This is a genomic window from Paenibacillus sp. MAHUQ-45, from assembly GCF_058133325.1.
Genome location: NZ_JBYUPV010000013.1, coordinates 129,937 through 150,209 on the forward strand (window position 1 = coordinate 129,937; position 20,273 = coordinate 150,209).

Annotated in this window: 18 protein-coding genes; 1 reads left to right on the forward strand and 17 read right to left on the reverse strand. The window is 46.1% G+C overall.

From position 1 onward, the window contains the following. Positions 1-78: 78 nt before the first annotated feature. The 16 genes from AC3Y23_RS23945 to AC3Y23_RS24020 all read right to left on the reverse strand — a co-directional run bounded on the left by AC3Y23_RS23945 (position 79) and on the right by AC3Y23_RS24020 (position 17,567). Entirely contained in the window at positions 79-1,026 is a 948-nt protein-coding gene (locus AC3Y23_RS23945) for a helix-turn-helix transcriptional regulator (protein WP_379203808.1), read from the reverse strand. A 162-nt stretch (positions 1,027-1,188) separates the two neighbouring features. Next, complete coding sequence (locus AC3Y23_RS23950) at positions 1,189-2,154, reverse strand: MBL fold metallo-hydrolase (protein WP_379203810.1); 966 nt, start codon at positions 2,152-2,154, stop codon at positions 1,189-1,191. Between the two features lie 126 nt (positions 2,155-2,280). After that, positions 2,281-3,276 carry a sensor histidine kinase gene (locus AC3Y23_RS23955; RefSeq protein WP_379203812.1) on the reverse strand — a complete coding sequence of 332 codons (996 nt, stop codon included), beginning with the start codon at positions 3,274-3,276 and terminating at the stop codon, positions 2,281-2,283. Next, positions 3,273-3,944 carry a response regulator transcription factor gene (locus tag AC3Y23_RS23960; RefSeq protein ID WP_379203975.1) on the reverse strand — a complete coding sequence of 224 codons (672 nt, stop codon included), beginning with the start codon at positions 3,942-3,944 and terminating at the stop codon, positions 3,273-3,275. Before AC3Y23_RS23960 ends, AC3Y23_RS23955 begins: the two co-directional genes overlap by 4 nt. A gap of 25 nt (positions 3,945-3,969) precedes the next feature. After that, the gene (locus AC3Y23_RS23965) at positions 3,970-4,956 is read right to left on the reverse strand and encodes an alpha/beta fold hydrolase (protein WP_379203814.1); all 987 of its coding nucleotides are present in this window, start codon (positions 4,954-4,956) and stop codon (positions 3,970-3,972) included. A 456-nt stretch (positions 4,957-5,412) separates the two neighbouring features. Beyond that, the gene (locus tag AC3Y23_RS23970) at positions 5,413-6,438 is read right to left on the reverse strand and encodes a polysaccharide pyruvyl transferase family protein (RefSeq protein ID WP_379203816.1); all 1,026 of its coding nucleotides are present in this window, start codon (positions 6,436-6,438) and stop codon (positions 5,413-5,415) included. Positions 6,439-6,821: 383 nt separating this feature from the next. Next, entirely contained in the window at positions 6,822-7,991 is a 1,170-nt protein-coding gene (locus AC3Y23_RS23975) for a glycosyltransferase family 8 protein (RefSeq protein WP_379203818.1), read from the reverse strand. A 120-nt stretch (positions 7,992-8,111) separates the two neighbouring features. Next, on the reverse strand, positions 8,112-9,149 hold the full coding sequence (locus AC3Y23_RS23980; RefSeq protein WP_379203820.1) for a sugar phosphate nucleotidyltransferase: 1,038 nt from the start codon (positions 9,147-9,149) through the stop codon (positions 8,112-8,114). Positions 9,150-9,517: 368 nt separating this feature from the next. Beyond that, positions 9,518-9,937 carry a hypothetical protein gene (locus AC3Y23_RS23985; protein WP_379203822.1) on the reverse strand — a complete coding sequence of 140 codons (420 nt, stop codon included), beginning with the start codon at positions 9,935-9,937 and terminating at the stop codon, positions 9,518-9,520. Positions 9,938-9,974: 37 nt separating this feature from the next. Beyond that, positions 9,975-10,322, reverse strand: coding sequence for a DUF4260 domain-containing protein (locus tag AC3Y23_RS23990; protein WP_379203824.1), 348 nt, complete (start codon positions 10,320-10,322; stop codon positions 9,975-9,977). Positions 10,323-10,326: 4 nt separating this feature from the next. Then, a complete protein-coding gene (locus AC3Y23_RS23995; protein WP_379203826.1) occupies positions 10,327-10,947 on the reverse strand; it encodes a TetR/AcrR family transcriptional regulator in 621 nt (206 codons plus the stop codon). 198 nt (positions 10,948-11,145) lie between these two features. Beyond that, positions 11,146-13,428 (reverse strand): type IA DNA topoisomerase, encoded by a 2,283-nt coding sequence (locus AC3Y23_RS24000; RefSeq protein WP_379203828.1) that lies wholly within the window; start codon positions 13,426-13,428, stop codon positions 11,146-11,148. 86 nt (positions 13,429-13,514) lie between these two features. After that, entirely contained in the window at positions 13,515-14,297 is a 783-nt protein-coding gene (gene murI / locus AC3Y23_RS24005; RefSeq protein ID WP_379203830.1) for a glutamate racemase, read from the reverse strand. Between the two features lie 225 nt (positions 14,298-14,522). Beyond that, positions 14,523-15,605, reverse strand: a complete 1,083-nt coding sequence (locus AC3Y23_RS24010; RefSeq protein WP_379203832.1) for a Gfo/Idh/MocA family protein — start codon at positions 15,603-15,605, stop codon at positions 14,523-14,525. A gap of 2 nt (positions 15,606-15,607) precedes the next feature. Then, positions 15,608-16,540, reverse strand: a complete 933-nt coding sequence (locus AC3Y23_RS24015; protein ID WP_379203834.1) for a helix-turn-helix domain-containing protein — start codon at positions 16,538-16,540, stop codon at positions 15,608-15,610. 22 nt (positions 16,541-16,562) lie between these two features. Beyond that, complete coding sequence (locus AC3Y23_RS24020) at positions 16,563-17,567, reverse strand: Gfo/Idh/MocA family protein (protein ID WP_379203837.1); 1,005 nt, start codon at positions 17,565-17,567, stop codon at positions 16,563-16,565. A 207-nt stretch (positions 17,568-17,774) separates the two neighbouring features. On the opposite strand from AC3Y23_RS24020, the gene AC3Y23_RS24025 reads away from it, so the two are divergent. After that, positions 17,775-19,493, forward strand: coding sequence for an alpha-keto acid decarboxylase family protein (locus tag AC3Y23_RS24025; RefSeq protein WP_379203839.1), 1,719 nt, complete (start codon positions 17,775-17,777; stop codon positions 19,491-19,493). A gap of 149 nt (positions 19,494-19,642) precedes the next feature. Here the strand turns inward: AC3Y23_RS24025 and AC3Y23_RS24030 are convergent, their stop codons facing one another. Continuing rightward, positions 19,643-20,230: a GNAT family N-acetyltransferase gene (locus tag AC3Y23_RS24030; RefSeq protein WP_379203841.1), complete on the reverse strand. Its 588-nt coding sequence runs from the start codon at positions 20,228-20,230 to the stop codon at positions 19,643-19,645. Positions 20,231-20,273: the final 43 nt, after the last annotated feature.

Genomic DNA, 20,273 nt, shown 5'->3' on the forward strand with positions numbered 1-20,273 from the left:
AATACCGTAACAGATCGCGGACCAGAACCAGCGACTTTACGTACCCAATTATAAAACAGCGCTACTGACAACGTTATGTCAGTAGCGCTGTAACATTTTTGTAGCTTCCTCAGTAATCCTATTTCGGAATGATTCAGGTTCCAACACGATCACACCCGCTCCCCAGCCAAGCACCCATTGCAGCAGTTCATCCAGTTGACGAACACGTAAGACCACATGCAATCCATCTTGATGCTCTTCCATATCTTCTATGTAATGATAGTTCGATTCCTTCACCTTATCTGCGATGTCATGGTTAAATCGAAGGCGAACTCGCAAGTGGCGATCATCCGGAGGGGTATACTCCTTTAAGTTAAAATGCGCCGGTAGATCGAAGCATTCTTCCAGATCGATAAGCTCGGTCATGCGGGACAAACGGAAATGGCGGATGTCTTCGCGCAGATCGCAACGGGCCACGAGCATCCAAGCTCCTTCAACGAATACCAGACCATAAGGAGCGACGGTACGCTCACTATGGTGATTCCCCTTGGAATCCCCAATCCCTTTCGAATAATGAAAGCTGATCTTTCGTTCCTCTAATATCGCCAGGCGGATCTTTCCGAAATATTCCCTTTCTTTTGACAGCGTGACCCGTTTACCAGGAGTGAGCAAGCGCAGCGCTTTGCGCACACGAGAGGTCTCATTGCGAACGCTCTCCGATAAAGTGGCCTCGATTTTCCTCCGAGCGGCTTGAGCCCTGACACGATACTCATCATCAAATCGTTGCTCGATAAAATCCGTTCCGATAAGCAAGGTCACGGCTTCTTCTACCGTGAAACTGATCGGCGGCAGGAAATAACCTGTCATCAAAGAATATCCTGTGCCTGGGGCACCTATAATCGGCACGCCCGCTTCACTAAGCGCCTGAATGTCACGATAGATAGTCCGCACGCTGGTTTCGAATAGGTCCGCCAAATCTTCTCCCCGTACCACTTCTCTGCTTTGCAGCTCCAGAACGATGGCTAGTAAACGGTCTGTTTTGTTCATCGGCTGCCCTCCTTGAAACTTAATGCTGTCACAAAAACTTGCCGCTACTAGTAGGAAGGTTCTCCGGGCTGTCTGAAGCGGCAAGTTTTAAAGAAACGATCATTCATAAGATCTGCTCTTTATTTCTTAACTCAAAAACAGTTCTGCCCTAAATACTCTTCGTTAATCCTCTAATTTAGTGATCATCGCATGCACTTTACTCAAATTCGTTTTAAAATATGTAGTAAAATACCAGTCATGATACTCTTTCGGTACTTCAATCTCATCAATGCTTTTATTACTTTGAACGGCTTTTGTCACTATTTCCATCATATCGGTTATGTACCCCTTCACCTCGTGAAGTTCGTGTAAAGAGCATACTTCGCCATGTCCTGGTACGATAATTTCAACATCAAGCAGTTCAACCTGCTCCAAAATATTCAGCCATTCCTGAGGATTGGCATGCGTTAAAACCGGGTGATGTTTTGAAAGCACCAGATCCCCGATCACGACTATTTTATCTTCAGGGATGTACACGATTGCATCACATTGCGTGTGACCTCCGCCAAATGTGATGAGTTGAATGCTACGATTACTGCCATGTATGGTCATCTGTTGATCAAAAGTTATCGTCGGCAGCGAATGTACCAGATCGGGGAGCATCTTCATAAACTCACGGTCACTAGCATTTTCCCATGCCATTTCCTTTTTTAACTTTTCATCCGTCTCTTGTTGTATTTGCACTTCATGTTCGTCGATAGCCTGATACATTTCATCCATATTTTCCTTATATTTCGTTAACCTATCTCTGGAAAAAGAATCCATAATCTCACGAGTCGTTGATGTCGAAATAATTTGAGCCGTAGGGATGAACACTTGATTTCCAGAGGTATGGTCACTATGCCAATGCGTATTTATTACATAGGATACAGGGTTTCCCGTAAGATACTCTGCGGCTGCTTTCAAATCCTCAGCAGCTTGTATGGTCGAGAAGGTGTCCACGACAACAGTTATATCACCCAGATCAATGATTGCTGCATTTCCCAAAGAACCGGTACCTGGAATCGCAATCGCTGCAATTGCACTATCTGCGATGTGATTCAACCGAAAATGCTCGGAGCCTCTAAATGTTTCTATCCTATTTTTCATGTTCGCCTCTCCCTCCAATATCGGAATATATCATATGTCAGATCAATACGATAGACAATGGTTTTTTTCAAAAAATTAGGATATAGAAGCTAGATATAAGAATGATGAATAGCAAACGATATGTTTTTAAAAAGCTTCCGCCGTGAACCGGTACAGTGTTCCGCTCCCGTCGGATTGCAACGTGTAAGCTATGTGCAGGACCTGGGACAGGTCCTCAATGATCTTCAGACCAAGACCGGAATGGCTGCCATGTACATCAAATCCTGTTCCGTTATCGCGGATCGTCACCATATTGTCTTTAATCGTTACCTTGACTATACTCGCGTTTGAATGTCTGAGCGCATTCTGAAAAATATTATCGAAAAGCCGCTGCAGCCACAGGACGTTGCTTGTCCAGTTCAGCTCCCGGTTCAAGCATGCATACTGCAGATTCATACTCTGAACGCTGTAGAGATAAGCCCACTTTTTCACCATTGTCTCAAGTAATTCATGCAAATTCACCCGGTCCTTCAAGATATACGAGCTTTCCGGCGCGCTGGCGGAGTGAAATCTGAATTCAGTCGTCAATTCCGAGATGTACTGAATCTGCCGGGACATTGACCACGTTAAGTTGGCATGCTCTGGATTCTCGATTTCCAGATCAAACAGCTGCAGACGCATCGCGGTTAGTGGAGTGTTAATATCATGTCGCAGCTTGTTCATCATCTCCTTGTTAAGTTCTTCCTGCTCGCGGAGCTGAAGCTCCCGATAAGTCGTACGTTCAATTAACAGATTCACCGACCGGATCAAGTCTCCAATTTCATCCCTGTTGTAAACGCTCAGCGTATCCGGAATCTTCTCGTCGCTCGCGAGCTCCCGCACCGTCTGATTGAGCAAATTAATTCGTTTCAGCAGGGAGTGAATGGACCTTGAGAACAAGAGAGCAATTAGCAGCAGTGAGCACAAGAAGAGGCCGAGCATCACTGGGTAAGCAAAAGAAGCGTAAAAAGGTATCCCCCCATTAGCTGTCTTAAACACCGCATCGTACACTAGCGAAACAAGCACGCCTACCACCAGCATTATAACCGGCACCGTGACGAGCGCGGATACCAGCAGCAGCCGGAATTTAGTCTTTAACGTCATGATTTAAAATAGGTATTCAGTCGATACCCTTCTCCGTATATAGTCTCAATAATCTCGCCCAGTTCATCCTGAATTTTCGCCCTTACTTTCTTTATATGCACCGGGATCAGATTCGGATTGCGGTCTTCCAATTGCCATGCGTATTCGAGAAAATGCTCTTTGGACAGGATGCGACCCCGGTTCTCGTACAGATAGAAGAACAGCTTACGCTCCGTCGCAGTAAAGAGCACCTCTTGGTGGAGGCTGCCGTTGAACACCCTTTTCCGCTCCACGTCGATATGCAGATGCAATATCTGAACAAAGGTACCGTAAGTGCAGTCCAGCATTTTCCGTATCCGGAGCAATAGTTCCCTAGGATCGAACGGTTTGACCATATACTCGTCTCCGATCTCCAGTCCTTGAAGCTTGCTGTCCATATCACCCCGGGCAGATAGGAAAATAACGGGGATAGGAAGTCCCTGATTCTTGAGCATGCGGGTCAACAGATACCCGTCCCCATCTGGCAGCATCACATCCATAATGACCAGATCTATGTGTTTAATAATCTCTAGCATGTCTTTGCCGTCTGTTTTCCAGTGCACCTTATACCCTTCGCGCTGTAATATTTTCTCTAGCAATGAGCCGATTATGTGGTCGTCTTCTATAATGAGCAGGTTGTATTCCTTCATCATGCAGCCTTTCTGCTTGTCTGATTTACAGTCTGTCCATGAAATTCTCCGCAAGCTGGAAGATTTCATCTGGTGCGTACAAATAGAGAGAGTGCTTACCTTTTACCCGAACTACCTCCGCAACATCCAACTGTCCGGCGATTACTTGATAGTGCTCTTCCTTTTGGAGAGTATATTTCGAATCCTGATTCTCTTCCGTATAGGCGGATAGAAACAGGATCGGTGTTCCCTTAGGAAAAAGTAACTTCAGTGATCGTCCAGCATTGGTCGCTGCGTTTAGGAGTTCCCGCATCATATCTTCATTGAAAGCCTGCTTATAAGAAATCGCTTTGAATTTCCGCTTCTCCCCTTCGGTCAGAAAGGTCTGCCGGATGATCTCGGGATCATAGGTCATATAAGGCGACAAACGCTGAAAACCCAGGCGCGTCAACACATTCATGCCTCGCATGAACAGCTTGTCCAGCCTTCCCCACGGGTGCTCCACGTATTCTTCGGGAAGACCAATATCCAGGGCAATGATTGCTTTAATCTCATGCGGATATTTCTGCGCCCAATAGATCGCTTCCAGTCCTGACAAAGAGTGCGGCACCAGAATATAGGGCGGTTTGTTGCCGCTTCCATGCAGCGCTTCCCTTGATTGTTCGAGGATCGTATCCAGATCTCTATCGTCACCAGCGATCTCGCTATACCCGTACCCTGCTCTTTCAATGACCGCGATTTTGTGGTCTGCCGAGAATTTGCTGTAAAGCCCTTTAAGCTCATACATTGGCGAGGCAGTACCAGAACCGGCCATGAACACATAGGTGTCCTCGCCACTGCCCTCATTATATACATTAAGCTCATGGTTGTTTACCCTTACTCTTTGCCCTTCGCCTGCAAACAGTCCCGACTCCTCGCGCAGCTGATACTGGTGGTTCAAATAAATGGCCAAGGTCCCTACAATAAGCAGGCCGATAGCAGCTAATGTCAGTTGCTTCAGCATTTTCTTTACGGTCTTCCATCTTGTTCTCATTATCGTACTCCCCCTCATAGAGTACAGCATAGAGAATCATTCTAAAGATCTGATAAACATTTTTGTAACATAAGCAAATTAGTAGGAAGTCCGACTTAAATACAGAAGCCGCTTTTCCAAAGCAAAGCCCCCAGAAGCCTGTTTGCGCATCGTTTCTATCGGAGCGTGCCCCATCCTACTCCTAAAGTCGATATAATGCCAATACAGACTCTTGCAAGATCTCCCAAGAAAACTTGCCACTACTTATGATAAGGTTCATCGCGCTGTCTGTAACGGCAAGTTTTTAGGCCATCCCTTGTAGGGATGGCCCTTCTAGTACATCTAATGAACATCAAACACCTGAACTCAATAACTCACCGAATTCCTTACCAGGGGATACCCTTCCTTCATGTTTGACAACACTCATCCGCATTTGTAAAATGCCCTCGCCTAGCGCACACATGCTTTGGTTTATTTTTAAAATTCCAAAGCATCTTTAAGAAATTGAAGTGAATTATGACGAAAAGCACTTGTTTTTGATTCGTCTATATGATGAAAAGTAACATCATCAATATTTGGAATATTTGATGTATCATAAACATAGCAAGAAGATAAGCCAAACGTATCCAGCAGAGCTATCAGTCTTGAATCCATTGATATGGGGTCTTGTGGATTATCAGATACAGGGAAAACCAAAAATGGAACCTTATATAAAATGGCAAAGACAGCCCCATGAAAAGCACTAGTAATAAAATACTTAGCGTGTTTTATGTATCCTACAAATTCCTTCGGACCAAACGTAGCTGCTCCAGCAGTTGCAAGAGATATAATCTCGTATCCGTACTTTTTTGAAAGTGCTTCAGCATATTCCTGAACCCCTGTATCTCGTAAATCATAAGTCAGAATATAGGCTTTTTCTGGCGGAGTAGCAGATATATCATCCCATTCGGATTCATCAAGAAGCATTACAGGATCCAATACATGAGTAACCTCTCCATTCTTCATCGTTTTCACAAAAGGGATTGCACTTTTTTCACGAACAGAAACAAAGTCTAAAGAATTAACGTGTGGAGCAAGGATATTTTTTCGATCGGGCCCTATTTCTGCTCCTCCCATGCTTGGTGCGTATGCAATTTTCGTTTTTGATGCTGGAACAAAAGAAAGTGCCATACAGGGTAAAATGTCATCGGAAATAACCCATGGTAAACCCCATATTTGGTCGCTACCACAAACAAAAATATCGTAATCATCAACACATTCTGCAATATCAGATACTGTATATAAACGTTCGCTGTGGGGAATGCTTTCGGAAAAAATCCTAAAATGTTCAGCACTTTTAGCACTTTCACACGCTTGTAAGTAGTATTCATTTTGCCACTTGAATGTAACTTGCTCACAATGAAATCCTAACTTAGCTATAGCTTTTTGCAGTGCATAAGCTCCAAGCTGGCCACCGTAATTATAGTTTTTGTAGTAAACAGTAACAATTCCAACTCTTTTCATAATAATCTCCATTCAGACAAAGTCGATGTGAATCGGTCCTTGGCAATGTTCGGCACCCCGATAAAGTTTCGTCACGCTTGGTTTTAGACTCTTTAAGCTACCGTTCCAGTTCCCGAAACAAGGAAATCTTTGGGCGAGTAATGGTACCTCCATTTTACCAATTTTCGTCTTGGTACGTTTTTGTTTTCTTATGAATATCCGCAAAAAAAACTTGCCCTTATTTATGATACGGTTCCCCGCGCCGGCTGAAGCAGCAAGTTTTGCAGAGGAACGAATTAGCGGGCCATTGACTCAGCTTCTTAGCAATAGTGTATTAAAGACTTGTATAACACCTAACCTTAACGATCCACCCGGATCATCGGGCGGATCGCTCTCACAGACCCTTATGAGGTACGCTTCAAAGGGTATGTGCTTTTTTTCCGAGGTAGCTTTTTCATCACATGTTTGCTCTTTTTTCTGACCAGCGGCAGTTTCTTCTTTCTCAATTGCAATGCTTTTTTCTTCTTTACATGTAGACGCTTGATCAGTTTTATCCGCTTTATAGAACGATATTTGGCGCGGATCTTTTTTTTCTTTCTCAGTCTACTTATTATCCGTAACCGTAACGATCTGCGGCGTTTCCGTCTGTGCCGCTTTACGGGAATATTCTCCGGGGCCGGAGCTGCAACTTCAGGGACCGGGTTTTCCGGAAGCTGTATTTCTACAGGTTGAATTTCTGGAGCGGGCGGCTCAGGCGGGATGTTGGCCTGCTCTGGCTCAGAAACTGGCGCTGGTGTAAATTCTCTGCCCCAGGGAGTCATGGCAAGGAATTTATTGTATAGCGGTGCTGCGGGTGAGTCTGTCTCCCACCATTTGCTGTCTCCGGCGAAATGAACAATTTTATTATCTACATCGAGTTCGCTATGAGCGAACGTATTAAAGCGCTGATCCATTTGCAAATAGTTAGAGCTATAAACGGCATTCAGAACATCCTGATCCGGCATGGTCATCATTGGAAAATTACGCAAGAAATCGAGCATTTCTCCATACCAATTCTGTTTATTGCGGATATTGTTCAGTTGAAACAGAATAACCCCTGAGTTAAAATACAGCTCCGCACTTAGCCCAAGTGAGGTAAAGTACTCAAGCAAGTTTTCGCCCTGGTCCAGCACTGCGCCCAAATAGTGTTCTCCCAGGTCGATGCTCCACAATTCGTTAATATCCATATTGACCAAAATGTCGCAGTCCAGATAAATAACCCTGTCAGCCTGAATAAAATTCGGAAGCAACAAACGGTACATACTGGCCATAGTCCAATATTCAATTTTATGAACGCCGGCTGCAACTTCAAGCATATCCCCAGGAACTGTAACATGATAAAAAAAGATGTTGTGATGAAATACATCCACCAACTGGGTGAGCTTTAACTTGTTCTCTTCACTTAAGGAATCGTCATGCACAATGTGCACATTGATCGTTTGCTGGGTATTGAAAAAAATCGATGCAAGAACAACACCCGCATGCGCCGTATAGCTCCCGTCTTTATCGTTGATCGTCAAAACCAGCTCAATCATTCTCGAGGACCACCTACCCTTAAAAGTATACTTCTGCATAGTCGTCTAATGCATTTGACTACTTTAAGTGTATGTTTACCCCAGTAACTGGATTGGACCAATCCCCAGTAAGCAGCCGATTTATTTTGAAACGTTCGGCAAGTCAGGATTGTATCTTGTAACCGTTGCGCGATCTCCCAGGATATGACGGGCCGGCTGCTCCTGAATTTCTTGTTCAGCTAGATGAACATGTGATCCAAAAACACTTCCCTCCGCATGAACATGGGACAATTGCACCTGATCCGTCAAAATGCTATTGGTCAGAATACAATCTTCGACGACGCTATCCGGACCAATATACACATGAGGTCCAATTACACTGTTCGTTACGCGGGCGGTCGGATCAACCCTAACCGGAGGGATCCACTGAACGAAGTTAATGCCGGAAGGCACCACAAAGTTCTTGGGATCTTGATCCATCTTGTAGCGGTTCGCTTCAAGCCAGCGCTCATGGGTCCCGATATCAAAAAATGGTGCGGTCGTTACGCTGTACGCAACATGCCCGCCTTCCGAAACCAACATTTGAATCGCATCCGTTAGCTCGTATTCCCCCCGTGGAGAAGGTGTAAGTCTCTCAATTGCCGGCCAGATGGCTGCAGTCAAAGCATACACACCGACAATAGCCAAATTGGATTTGGGATAGCGAGGTTTCTCTTCCAGACTGACAATTTGCCCATCTTTGATCACGGCCACACCAAATTGACGGGGGTCCTCGACCCGCTGAAGCAGTATTGAAGCCGCAGATTTATCTGCGTCCAGTGATCGAATCAATGGCTCTAAATCACCCTCATACAAATTATCGCCAAGCATCAATAAAAAAGGGGAATCCGCCACAAAAGACTGCGCGCTTTTGACTGCATCAGCCAGTCCCTTAGCTTCTTTTTGCAGTAGAAAGGTTAAAGTGGCGTTCCACTGCTCCCCATCCCCGATCATTTCCCGGATCACTCCTTGCGAATGGTTCACTACGATTCCAATATCGGTAATTCCGGCCGCAACAAGTTCGTTAATGATTGAGACGAGAATATACTCCCCGTTAACAGGTAGCATGCACTTTGGTTTGGTATAAGTCGAAGGCTGCAGTCTCGTCCCCCGGCCGGCGCACAAGATTAGTCCTTTCATAAACGTCCCCCCTACTCATTAACTTTGCAAACTGCGAGACTGATGCAAATGAGCTCTATATATTTTATGCATAAGCTATGAGAGAGCTTGGGTATATATTAAGCAGCAATAACCTATTAAATTATGATCCGGAAGGCATATGTTCGTCATCCGCTTTTTCTGATCATTCGACTAAAATACAAATGACCCTTAGGAGGGTCACTTTTTTTCTAACATCATGTATTCCTCTTAATCTCCCCATAAATAAATGCATATCTACTACTTAAGTTTGCGTACAAGAAAATCGGTTCGTCTACTTTATGAGCTAACAGTCATTATTTAAAAAACTAACAATTGAGTGGTTTCTTTTCGTAAAACTTCTTTTATATTTATCCCACAACACTTTTTATCCATTGGGCATAAAAGTTGGATTGTTCTTCAACTGTAACAAACTCTAAATCAGTATCGCAATCAAATATGTCTACTACATCTTCGATTTTCGCCTGTTGTCCAATGAATAATTTGTATGCTTTTCTTCCATATCCCATTGTTAGTTGCATCCTTGAAGGATAAACACTTTTAGCAGAACCATTGCACGCAATTTGAAGGTTCTCTTGCTCTAATTCTTTTCTTATCGATACAAATGCTGAAAAACAGTCTACTTCTTCACTAATAAAACTTCTTTCACCAATTACAACTTTTAGAAGTACCATATCTGCATCTTTAGGTGATTCCTCGTAAACATACAAGTCCCCAGATATTGGATTGTCCCCATCAAGCAATGTAACTGCCCTTTTTTCTATATCCACTATGCCTCACGTCTTTCAAGGAGATAAATTCAATGCGTTATAATCTTTGAATATGTGTGTCTTTAAAATCCGTTTCGTATTTCAATCCAAAGCCCATCATTCGATCCATGCCGATATGAACCATCCAGATGAAGCCGATCATCATTAGAAAATCGACCGAGAAAACCAGTCCAAGCAGCAACAACAACAAGGGTGTAACGAACGTATGGGCAAAATTATACGTATACACTCCTGTCTTATTGCTGACCACATATCCGATCATGGACAGGTCGGGTAGCATTAATAGCAACAGGAAGGCGGCCCAGTTATATCCGTTGGAAAAGTACAAATAGATGCCTAAGACCAGAACGACCAGTCCTTCGATTCTAATCAATGTCTTAGTCATGGTTTTATTCTCCTTTCTCCTTGGCTGCGGATCGAATTCCGTCAAGCATCCATCCGATTCCCCGCGACACCTGCTCGTGGGAGAGCGGCTCAGGAGACAGCGGTACAGGAGCTTGAAGCATCAATCCGTCGAAAACGGCCTGGATCAGTGACGCAAAAGTCTCCTTTTCGCTCTGGTTCAGCTGCAGCTCCATGCGATCGATGATCTCTATAATGCCCGCCTTCATTTCCTTGTATAGTTCCAGCAGCTCTTTGGCGAGCTTTTCGTTGTTCACGCTCTCCGTCCAAAGGCTGATCAGTAATGTGAACCACTCCGGGTTTTCTTTTCGAAATTCAACCACATGGTGCAACCCCTGCTGAAGAATCTCCGCTGGAGATACCTGCAGATCCAACTTTGCAAAGGCCGCCTTCATTCCTTGATTGATCATCCACTCCCTGACCACTTCAACCAGCAGTGTTTCTTTGGTGCTGAAATGGTAACTGATCAGTCCTTGTGCCACACCAGCCTTGGCCGCTATATCCTTCATAGTCGCTTTCGTGTAGCCCACCTGCCCGAATAACGTGAATGCCGCTTGCATGATGGCACTTCTTCGTTCGTCCTGGTTGGACGGTTGTGTTTTAGTCATTACACGCTCACTCCAATACTGTTTGATCGAACAGTCAGTTCTTATGCATCTATCTTAAAACTGTTTGCTCGAACAGTCAATATATTTTGTGTATCCCATGAAAAAATCCCCCTCAAATCATTCTGAGGAGGATTATCTCAAGCTTTATAGGTCGCCACAGGTGTGAAATTCCGCATGCCAGATATGTTTTACATAGTGCTATTCCACAACCAACTGCCCCGTGGCACTGTTGGCCAACACCAGCTTGCCCTCCAATGGAGAGCCATCTTCGGCGGTAAGCTTCAGCTTACCCGTCTTACCTTTTTCGATCAAGGCTTTGACTTGGGTATCACTCAGGCTGCGTCCATAGCATTCTTTCCAGATCACGAACTTGCAGCCTTCTTTGTAATGAGAGCAGCCATATCCTTTGCGTCCCATAAAAATCATACCGCCGCAGCCCGGGCTTGGGCATTGGCCGATGATTTTCGGCCCGGTGTCACCGGACGTCTGGGCAGGAGTCGCTTTTGTCCGGCTACCGCTTGCTCCACCCTCGCCTTCCGTCTTGCGCTTGCGCGGCGCCGCAGCCGCTTTGCTCTCAGTCTTCCGAGCGGTTCCGCTCCGGCTTTTGCCACTTGCAGCGGGTGTCTCTCCTTCAAAAGAAGTCTTGTCGGCTCGAGATTGCACCTTAACCTTCGTCACGATCATCGTGGCGAATTTCTTGACATTCTCCATAAACTGATCATCCGACGCTGTACCGCGCGAGATTTCATTCAGCCGCCGTTCCCATTGTCCGGTCATCTCTGGCGAGGTCAGCAGCTCAATACCGGCACCACGGATCAGTTCGATCGCAGTCCGGCCTTTTTGCGTAATGACAATTTTCTTTCCTTGCATCTCCACGTATCCGACATTCTTCAGACGCTCAATCGTAGCCGCTCGTGTCGCCGGTGTCCCCAGACCCGAATCCTTCATGACATCACGCAGTTCTTCATCCTCAATCTGCTTCCCGGCACTCTCCATCGCTTTAAGCAAGGTTCCCTCCGTGTAGTGCTTGGGCGGCTGCGTATCCTTCTCTTTCACGATGGCATCACTGCAGGTCAATGGACTGGAGGGAACGACCGAGAACGGCTCATTCACTTCAATCTCTTCCTCTTCTTCCTCATCCTTGCCCTTACCTTTGGCTGTCTTCGGCTTGTCCTTCTTCTGGTCAGCATAAATCACCTTCCAGCCCAGGCTCAGCAGTTCTTTTACCGTGGTCTTGAACTTCTCGTTCTCTACCTCTGTAATGACTGTATGTACCTTATATTCCGCCGCCGGGTAGAACTGTGACAGGAAACGGCGCACAATAAGATCGTACAGCTTCTGCTCATCCGCGCTAAGTCCCGATGCTTTGCGATTGGTAGGCAGGATGGCATGGTGGTCCTCGACCTTCGTCGGATTACAGATGAACTTGTTGCCTTTGTGCACCAGATTCCGGTTGGCTCCCTTCACCCATTCGTCATAGGCTGTGCCTTGCAGTGCAGACAAGGTCTTGTGCATCTCGGGAATGTTCTGTTCGGTCACATAGTTGGAGTTCGTCCGCGGATACGAGATCACTTTATGCTTTTCATAGAGCGCCTGTGCGACATCCAGCGTTTTTTTGGCCGAAAAAGCATACTTTCCGTTCGCTTCCCGCTGCAGCAGCGTCAAATCATACAGCTTGTTCGGGTACTCCTTGGTCTCTTTGACCTCATAGGAAGCAATACGTCCTGGCTTGCCCTTCACCTTAGCGGCTAGTGCCTCAGCCTTCGCCCCGTCGGTCATGCGCTCGCCCTGCCACATGCCTTTATACGTCATCTCACCCTGTGTAAAATGCCCTTCCACTTCAAAAAACTTCAGCGACGAGAACGCCTCAATCGTCTTCTGTCGGTCATAAATAAGCGCCAGCACCGGGGTCTGCACTCTCCCCACCGACAACAAAACATTGTGCTTCGTCGTAAATGCGCGGGAGCCGTTCATTCCGATCAGCCAGTCGGCTTCACTGCGAGCTTTGGCTGCTTTGGTGAGATTCTCGTATTCCGCTCCATCCTTCAGCTCCTGAAAGCCCTTGCGGATCGTCTCCGGCGTCAAATCAGATATCCATAGCCGCTTGACCGGCTGCTTAAGCTTGAGGTGCCTTTGAATCAGCGAAAAGATATGCTGCCCTTCCCGCCCGGCATCGCAAGAGTTAACCAGCAGATTGCTCCGCTTCGCCAGTTCCGAAATCACTTTGAGCTGATCCAGCGTTCTTGCGTTTGGCACCAGCTTGAATTCATCAGGAATAATCGGCAGATCATTAATATTCCATTTCTTGTATTTATCATCGTAGGCATCGGGTTCAGCCAGTCCGATCAAATGACCGATCGCCCAGGTAATAATGTACTGCTCCCCTTCTAAATAGGAACGGTGATTTTTGGCCTTCGGTTCTATTGCGGCGGCGATATTCCGCCCCATATCCGGTTTTTCCGCAATAATAAGTGTCTTCAAAAATATTCGCTCCTTACGTCTCTCGTTTCCTCCACAATACGTCCAGTAGTCTATTATAACACTATGTCCCTCTACTTTTCAGCGATTCAGCTCTGAATCTGGTCCAATCTTTTTAAAAAATTGCTGTATTTCTCCAGCTCAGACGTTGCCTCCACCCTGACTCCTGATTGATACAACTCCAGATTACCGCTGCCCTGATGCAGATCACCACCTTCTGCCAGCTTTCTTTTAAGATGATTAACTGTTCCTCTGTTTCCATCAATAATATGAATTTCTTCCGGAAGTAGCTTCCTAAACATATCCTTGTAGAAAGAGAAATGGGTGCAGCCCAAAACCACCGTCTCATAGTGACTCCAATCATAACCTTGCAGTTGTTCTCTAAGATAAGGCAGAACTGCTTCTTCACTAAATTCCGACTCCTCCGCAAATTGAACGAGACCCGGGAGGGCCAGCAAATCAACGATATGTTCGTTATCCAGCTTGGTTATCAAATTTTGCAGCTTCTCTTCCTTTAGCGTAAGAGCCGTGGCGGTTACCAGCACACGTGTATTTCCCCGTCTGTTGTGTTCAACCGCTGGCTTGACCGCTGGCTCCATGCCGATGATCGGAATATCATATTGCGCTCTTAGCTCATCGATCGAGACGCTTGTAGCTGTATTGCAGGCAAGCACAACTGCATTGACCTGCTGTTCAACAATGAACTTTACAGCATTCGAAACATAGGTTCTCACATCTTCTTTCGGTTTCGGACCGTAGGGAACATGCAATGTATCGGCGTAATATATGTAATCCTCCATGGGAAGCTGCTTTAAGGCCTCATGCAATACCGTAATGCCGCCCACCCCGGAATCAAAAATTCCAATTCGCATTTCTAACCCTCCAATAATTAACGATATTAAATAAATTCCTTTCCATTCTCCAAGATGAATTGCTTATATAGTATGAAACATGCCGATTCACAGTGCAAGTCAGCTTTCGAGGTCAGGACTTTCGTCCTGCATGTTTATCAAGCCTCTTTTTTTGCCCCAAAAGCAAAAGAACAGCACATCTCCAACCTACGGGAGACGTACTGTTCTGTGTTTATCCGATGTTTTCTAGTCCAAGTATACCGCTTGGCCTGTGCGTGCAGATTCGTAGAGGGCTTCCAGAATCCGTGACACTACATAAGCCTGTTCCGGCGTAACTACCGGATCTTTGTCCTCTTCGATCGCTTCAATCCATTTTCTCATCTCAAGGTCTGGCGCACTTTCTGCACGACCTTCATAGAAGGCTACTCCGCCAGTGCCCAAATCGATGTCATTCGTGTATAAGCGGCCGTATTTCTCGCCGTTGATGCGCAGACCGTTCTTCATGTCCGCCCCGGCTTCGGTTCCGCTCAGACTACATTTGGCCTCATCTACTTCGAGGGAGTTCAGCGCCCAGCTGGATTCCAGCATAATAGTCGCTCCATTCTCCATCACGATCATGCCAAAAGCCGAATCCTCCACTTTGAATTTGCTTGGGTCCCAAGGACCCCAGGCATTGGCTGCATTTTCTCGCTTGGATAGCTCATGATACTTGGTGCCAAGCACTACCTTCGGTTTATAATTGTCCATCATCCAAAGGGTCAGATCCAGTGCGTGAGTTCCGATATCAATCAGCGGTCCGCCGCCTTGCTTCTCCTCATCCAGGAAAACACCCCAGGTCGGAACAGCTCTCCGGCGGATCGCATGAGCCTTAGCCATGTAGATATGGCCCAACTCGCCTTCTTCGCAAAGTTTTTTCAAATACAAGCTGTCTTCTCTGAAACGGTTATTATAACCGATGGTCAGTTTCTTGCCAGTCCGCTTGGCCGCTTCCACCATCGCTTTGGCTTCCTCGGAGGTCTTGGCCATTGGCTTCTCGCACATCACATGCTTGCCAGCTTCAAGACCAGCAATGGAGATTTCAGCATGAGAGATATTTGGTGTAAGCACATGCACAATGTCAATCGAAGCGTCCTGCAATAGCTCCTGATAATCCGTGTAGACCTTGGCATCGATAGCTCCGTATTTTGCTGCCGCTTCTTCAGCCCGTTCCCCTACGATATCACAAAAAGCTACCAGCTCAACGTTCTCAAGCTTGCTTAAACTTGGCAAATGCTTTCCGTTAGCAATCCCGCCGCAGCCAATAATTCCAACCTTGTATATTTTGCTCATATTCATTCTCCCTCACTGGTAATTTGCTGTTTCATGTTCCGGTACACTGCAGGTGTCAACCCCATCCGTTTGCGAAAAACGGCATGCAGGTAGTTCGCATTCGTAAAGCCCGCGGCCTGCGCAATCTGCTCTATTGGGTACGTACTCTCTTCCAGCCTACGACATACCACCTGCAGCCGGATGTCCTCCAGAACTTTGCTGAACGGCCGCTTCGGATTCGCCTGATTGAAAATCCGCTGCAACTGCCTGCTGCTGATATTCAGCTTCTCGGCTACGTTGTCCAATGTGACAGCCGCAGAATGGTTCGCTTCCATGTATTGGACAGCATACTCATAACGGTATGTCGACATGTCCCTCACAGGCGCTTCACTGCGAATCTCGCCCGTATCATACGCTCTCGCTGCTTTGATCAGAATGCTGATGACCAGATGCCTAATCGAAGTATAGTAGCCGATGAGCTTCCCGTCGCAGGCAGTATAGGCTTCCAAAAAACACCTCATCGCCTGATGATAATCATATGCCGGTATCAAAGGCAGCGCTCGGAGCTTCGCGACGAACTCCTCTGCTTCCGCAGCCTCCCATGGGTCAACATCCTCCCTCGGCTTCTCTACAATGTCCACATGCAGGCATAGCTCTTCCATGGACTCTTCAGAATCAGCCTCCTGGTAATGCACGACCCCCGGTCCAGTCATATATAACATCCCTTCGGACAACGGGTACATTTGATCGCCGAGAATGACCTTGCCTTTTCCCCTCGGGATAAAATGAAATTCGAATTCGGCATGAACATGGAAATCAATGACCTTGCCTGGTGGAAAAGAGGTCAGGTGAAACCGCAGCACCCGAAGCTCATAATTTCCCCACGGAATACTGAGATCCAGCCGTTCCAGCAGTTCATGCTTCTCGAACATGATCTCGAAAGGAAATCTGTTCATTGTAAGCTTCCTCCCAAAGGCCTTAGGAATCGAGTTCTTCCAGCTTAATCTTACGTCCCTCCTGGACTGAACGGTTCGCCGCTTCCATCAGGCTTGTAAGCTCGGTTGCGATTGCCAGGTTCTCTTCAGCCAGCGTATCCCCCTGAATATGGGCAACCCACTGATGGAAAGCACTCTCCCCGTTATCCGGCAATTCCTGCTCTCTCCATACAGGCGATTCCGGTGAACCGACATTTGTCTTAAGCAGAAGTTTAGCTTCCGGGGTTCCGAACAACAGGGTACCTTCAATGCCATGCACTTCAATGGTAAACGGCGAGTGACTATTCACGAATCCGGCTTCCACCACACCAATTGCACCTGATTCAGTATGCAGGGTAGCCACCGCGTTATCTTCCACTTCTTTACCGGTCACATAGCCAAAGTTAGCGCTTACACCGGTTATTTTCTCTCCCAGGAACAACCGGGTCAGATACATTGGGTGACAGCCCAAATCGATCAATGCACCGCCCTGACATTGCTCTAAATTATAGAAATGAGACGGCAGCCAGTTCGCCGTGGCCCCATTATGAGACAAACGAACTCTGACATATGTGATTTTACCCAGCAGCTTCTGATCGAGAACCTCTTGTATTTTCAATGTATATGCGTCGTTTAGACGCGGCAGCGAGACTGTCAGCTTAACCTTATTGTCGTTAACAGCGGCAAGGATCTGATTGGCTTCCTTTTGCGTGGAGGCGATCACTTTTTCCGTGAAAATATGTTTGCCCGCCTTGGCCGCAGCGATCATAACCTCTTCATGACGATTTGTCGGAGCATCTACAATTACGGCATCAATGTCTTCTTGTGCCAACATTTCATCCAGGGATTCAAAAAAAGGAACATTCAGCTTCGCAGCAGCCTCTGCCCCGCGCTCAGCATCTTCATCCCACACCGCAGCGATAACGGTATCTTCATGCTCTTGGGCTTGTTTGACATAGTCCCAGGCATGAACATGCCAAAAACTGATTTTGCCAATTCTAATGGTCATTTCGCTTGGCCTCCAAGTATATATTATTCTGACATCCACCTATAAGGTATCACATCCTTTGGGCATTTTTAATAGGAATATGCGACACCTACTATATAAAATTACGACACAATTACGAAAATATGATTCTACTCATAAATAGTGAATAACCAGCACTGTTAAGGGAAACTTATACAAAAAATTGAATGGACAGGAAGTGAGCAAGAGATGGGAATCAAAGTAGCGGCTGGTAATTCTAATTCAATAACTGGGACCACTCCAAAGACACTGGGCCAGTATTTGTTCGATTGCTTGAAGCTGGAGGGTATTACCGAAATTTTCGGCGTTGCCGGAGACTATAATTTCACACTATTGGACGCGCTGGAGCAATATAACGGCATCAGGTTTATTAGTGGACGGAATGAATTGAATTCAGGTTATGCAGCGGATGGATACGCAAGAATCAAAGGTCTATCTGCTCTTATCACGACTTTTGGAGTCGGCGAACTCAGTGCCTGCAACGCGATAGCGGGCGCTAACAGCGAGCATATACCGCTGATTCACATCGTAGGTGCACCTCCCGAAAAGGATCAACAAGCACACAAGCTGATGCATCACAGCCTCATGAATGGGGATTTCGACGTCTTCCACAAAGTGTATGATCACATTACAGCTTATACCACAGTGCTGACGCCGGAAAATGCCGAGCTAGAAATTCCTACCGCCATTCGCATTGCCAAAGAAAAGAAAAAGCCGGTATACCTCGTTGTGGCTAATGATTTAGTGACCAAACCGATTATTGCCCGCCAAGAGCCGGTACCGCCGCGTCCAGCATCCAATCTGAAAACTCTTCAGGCAGCAACTGAACATGTCCGCCAGCTACTGGAGCGGGCCCACCGACCGGTCATTCTCGTTGATGTCAAAACAATGCGGTTTGGTCTAGAGATAGCGGTTCGTCGCTTGGCCGACGCCATGCACGTACCTGTTGCGACAATGATGTTCGGCAAAGGGGCATTCGACGAAACCCATCCTAATTATATTGGGATGTACCAAGGTTCTTTCGGAAGTTCTGAAGTTCAAACCACGGTAGAAAATGCAGACTGTATCATTGCGATAGGCATGGTATTGGCAGACAATAACACTGCAAATTTCACCGCGAAGCTGAACCCACTGGTGACCGTCGATATTCAACCGGCGATGGTCAAGGTCGGAGAAGCAGAATATCCGAATGTGTACGCTGCTGACATGCTGCTTGCGTTACAAAAGGCTGGATACAAAGGCCAAGGTTTAGCTGGAAAACCGACATTCCCGTACGACCAAATCACGGGCAGTGCCGATGATCCACTAACAGCGGCCAATTATTATCCGCGCTTTCAGCAGATGCTGCAAGAGGGGGATATTGTGATTGCGGAGACCGGTACATTTTACAACGGAATGGCACAAGTTAGACTGCCGCGCAATGTGACGTATATTGCTCAGGGAGGCTGGGAGTCCATTGGTTATGCCACCCCCTCGGCATACGGTGCCTGTATCGCTGCCCCGGACCGACGGGTGTTGTTATTTACAGGTGATGGCTCCTTGCAGTTGACCGCCCAGGAGATCAGCTCCATGCTTTTTTATGAATGCAAACCTATTATCTTTATTTTGAATAACGATGGTTATACGATCGAAAAATATTTAAATGTCAAAACAGAGGATCAGCAATATAACAAAATTCCGCGCTGGTCATACACCAAGCTGGCCGAAGCTTTTGGAGGCGATGCCCTTACCGTGACTGTTCGGACCTATGGAGAGCTTGACCAGGCGATAATCCAAGCTGAGAAGGAACAGGCCGGAAGACTTTGTATCATTGAAATGATCTCCGCCGATCACATGGACGCTCCCGAGAATATGCGCCAGATGCGCAACTATATGGAGATGCAGGAGAAGCAGCAAAGCCAGAATTAGGATTAGCGGGATCCACGGTAGCCTTTTCTTACTTCGTAAACATGATTAGTTAATTTCAAAATAAGACCGGATAAGCTGCTGAAGCCAGCTTATCCGGTCTCTTCTATACAGCTATTGTGGTTATATCAGGATATAAACATAGAGCCACTTCAAGTAAGGTGGTTAATCTCTTTATGCTTCTCGATATATTCATCTTTAGTTAATCCAAACAAAATAAAATCTAAATATTGACCATTTATATAAACCACTTGCCGACGTACACCTTCTTGAACGCAACCAAGCTTCTGCATCATTTTCGCAGATGCTTCATTCCCTTCAAGAACGTAGTCATTAAATTTATTAAGTCTTCTTTCCAGAAAAGCATATTTCAGAAGGATTTTCATAGCTCTTGTACCATAACCCTTACCACGATACTCTTTATCTATTACTATACCTATACTGAATGTTCCGTTTCTTTCGTCAATGCTATTTAGATTGATCCCACCTACATTTTCACCGTTCAAATTTTCAATTGTAAACATGATTCGCCCATTAGTGGAGGAAAATCCAGCGTTGTCTTCTACAAACTTCTTTGCTTCTGAAATTGTAGGCGGTAATTCAATAGTACATTCTAGAAAACGTCTAGCAGGGGTATCGAATCCACTTAGATACGAACTCTCCCAATCATCAGCCTGTATTGAACGCAATCTAACTTCATCATCTTGCCAATAATAATTTATGTAATCTATATTTCGCATAAACACACCTCCAGGTAATATAAGATCTCTATAAGTTTAACTT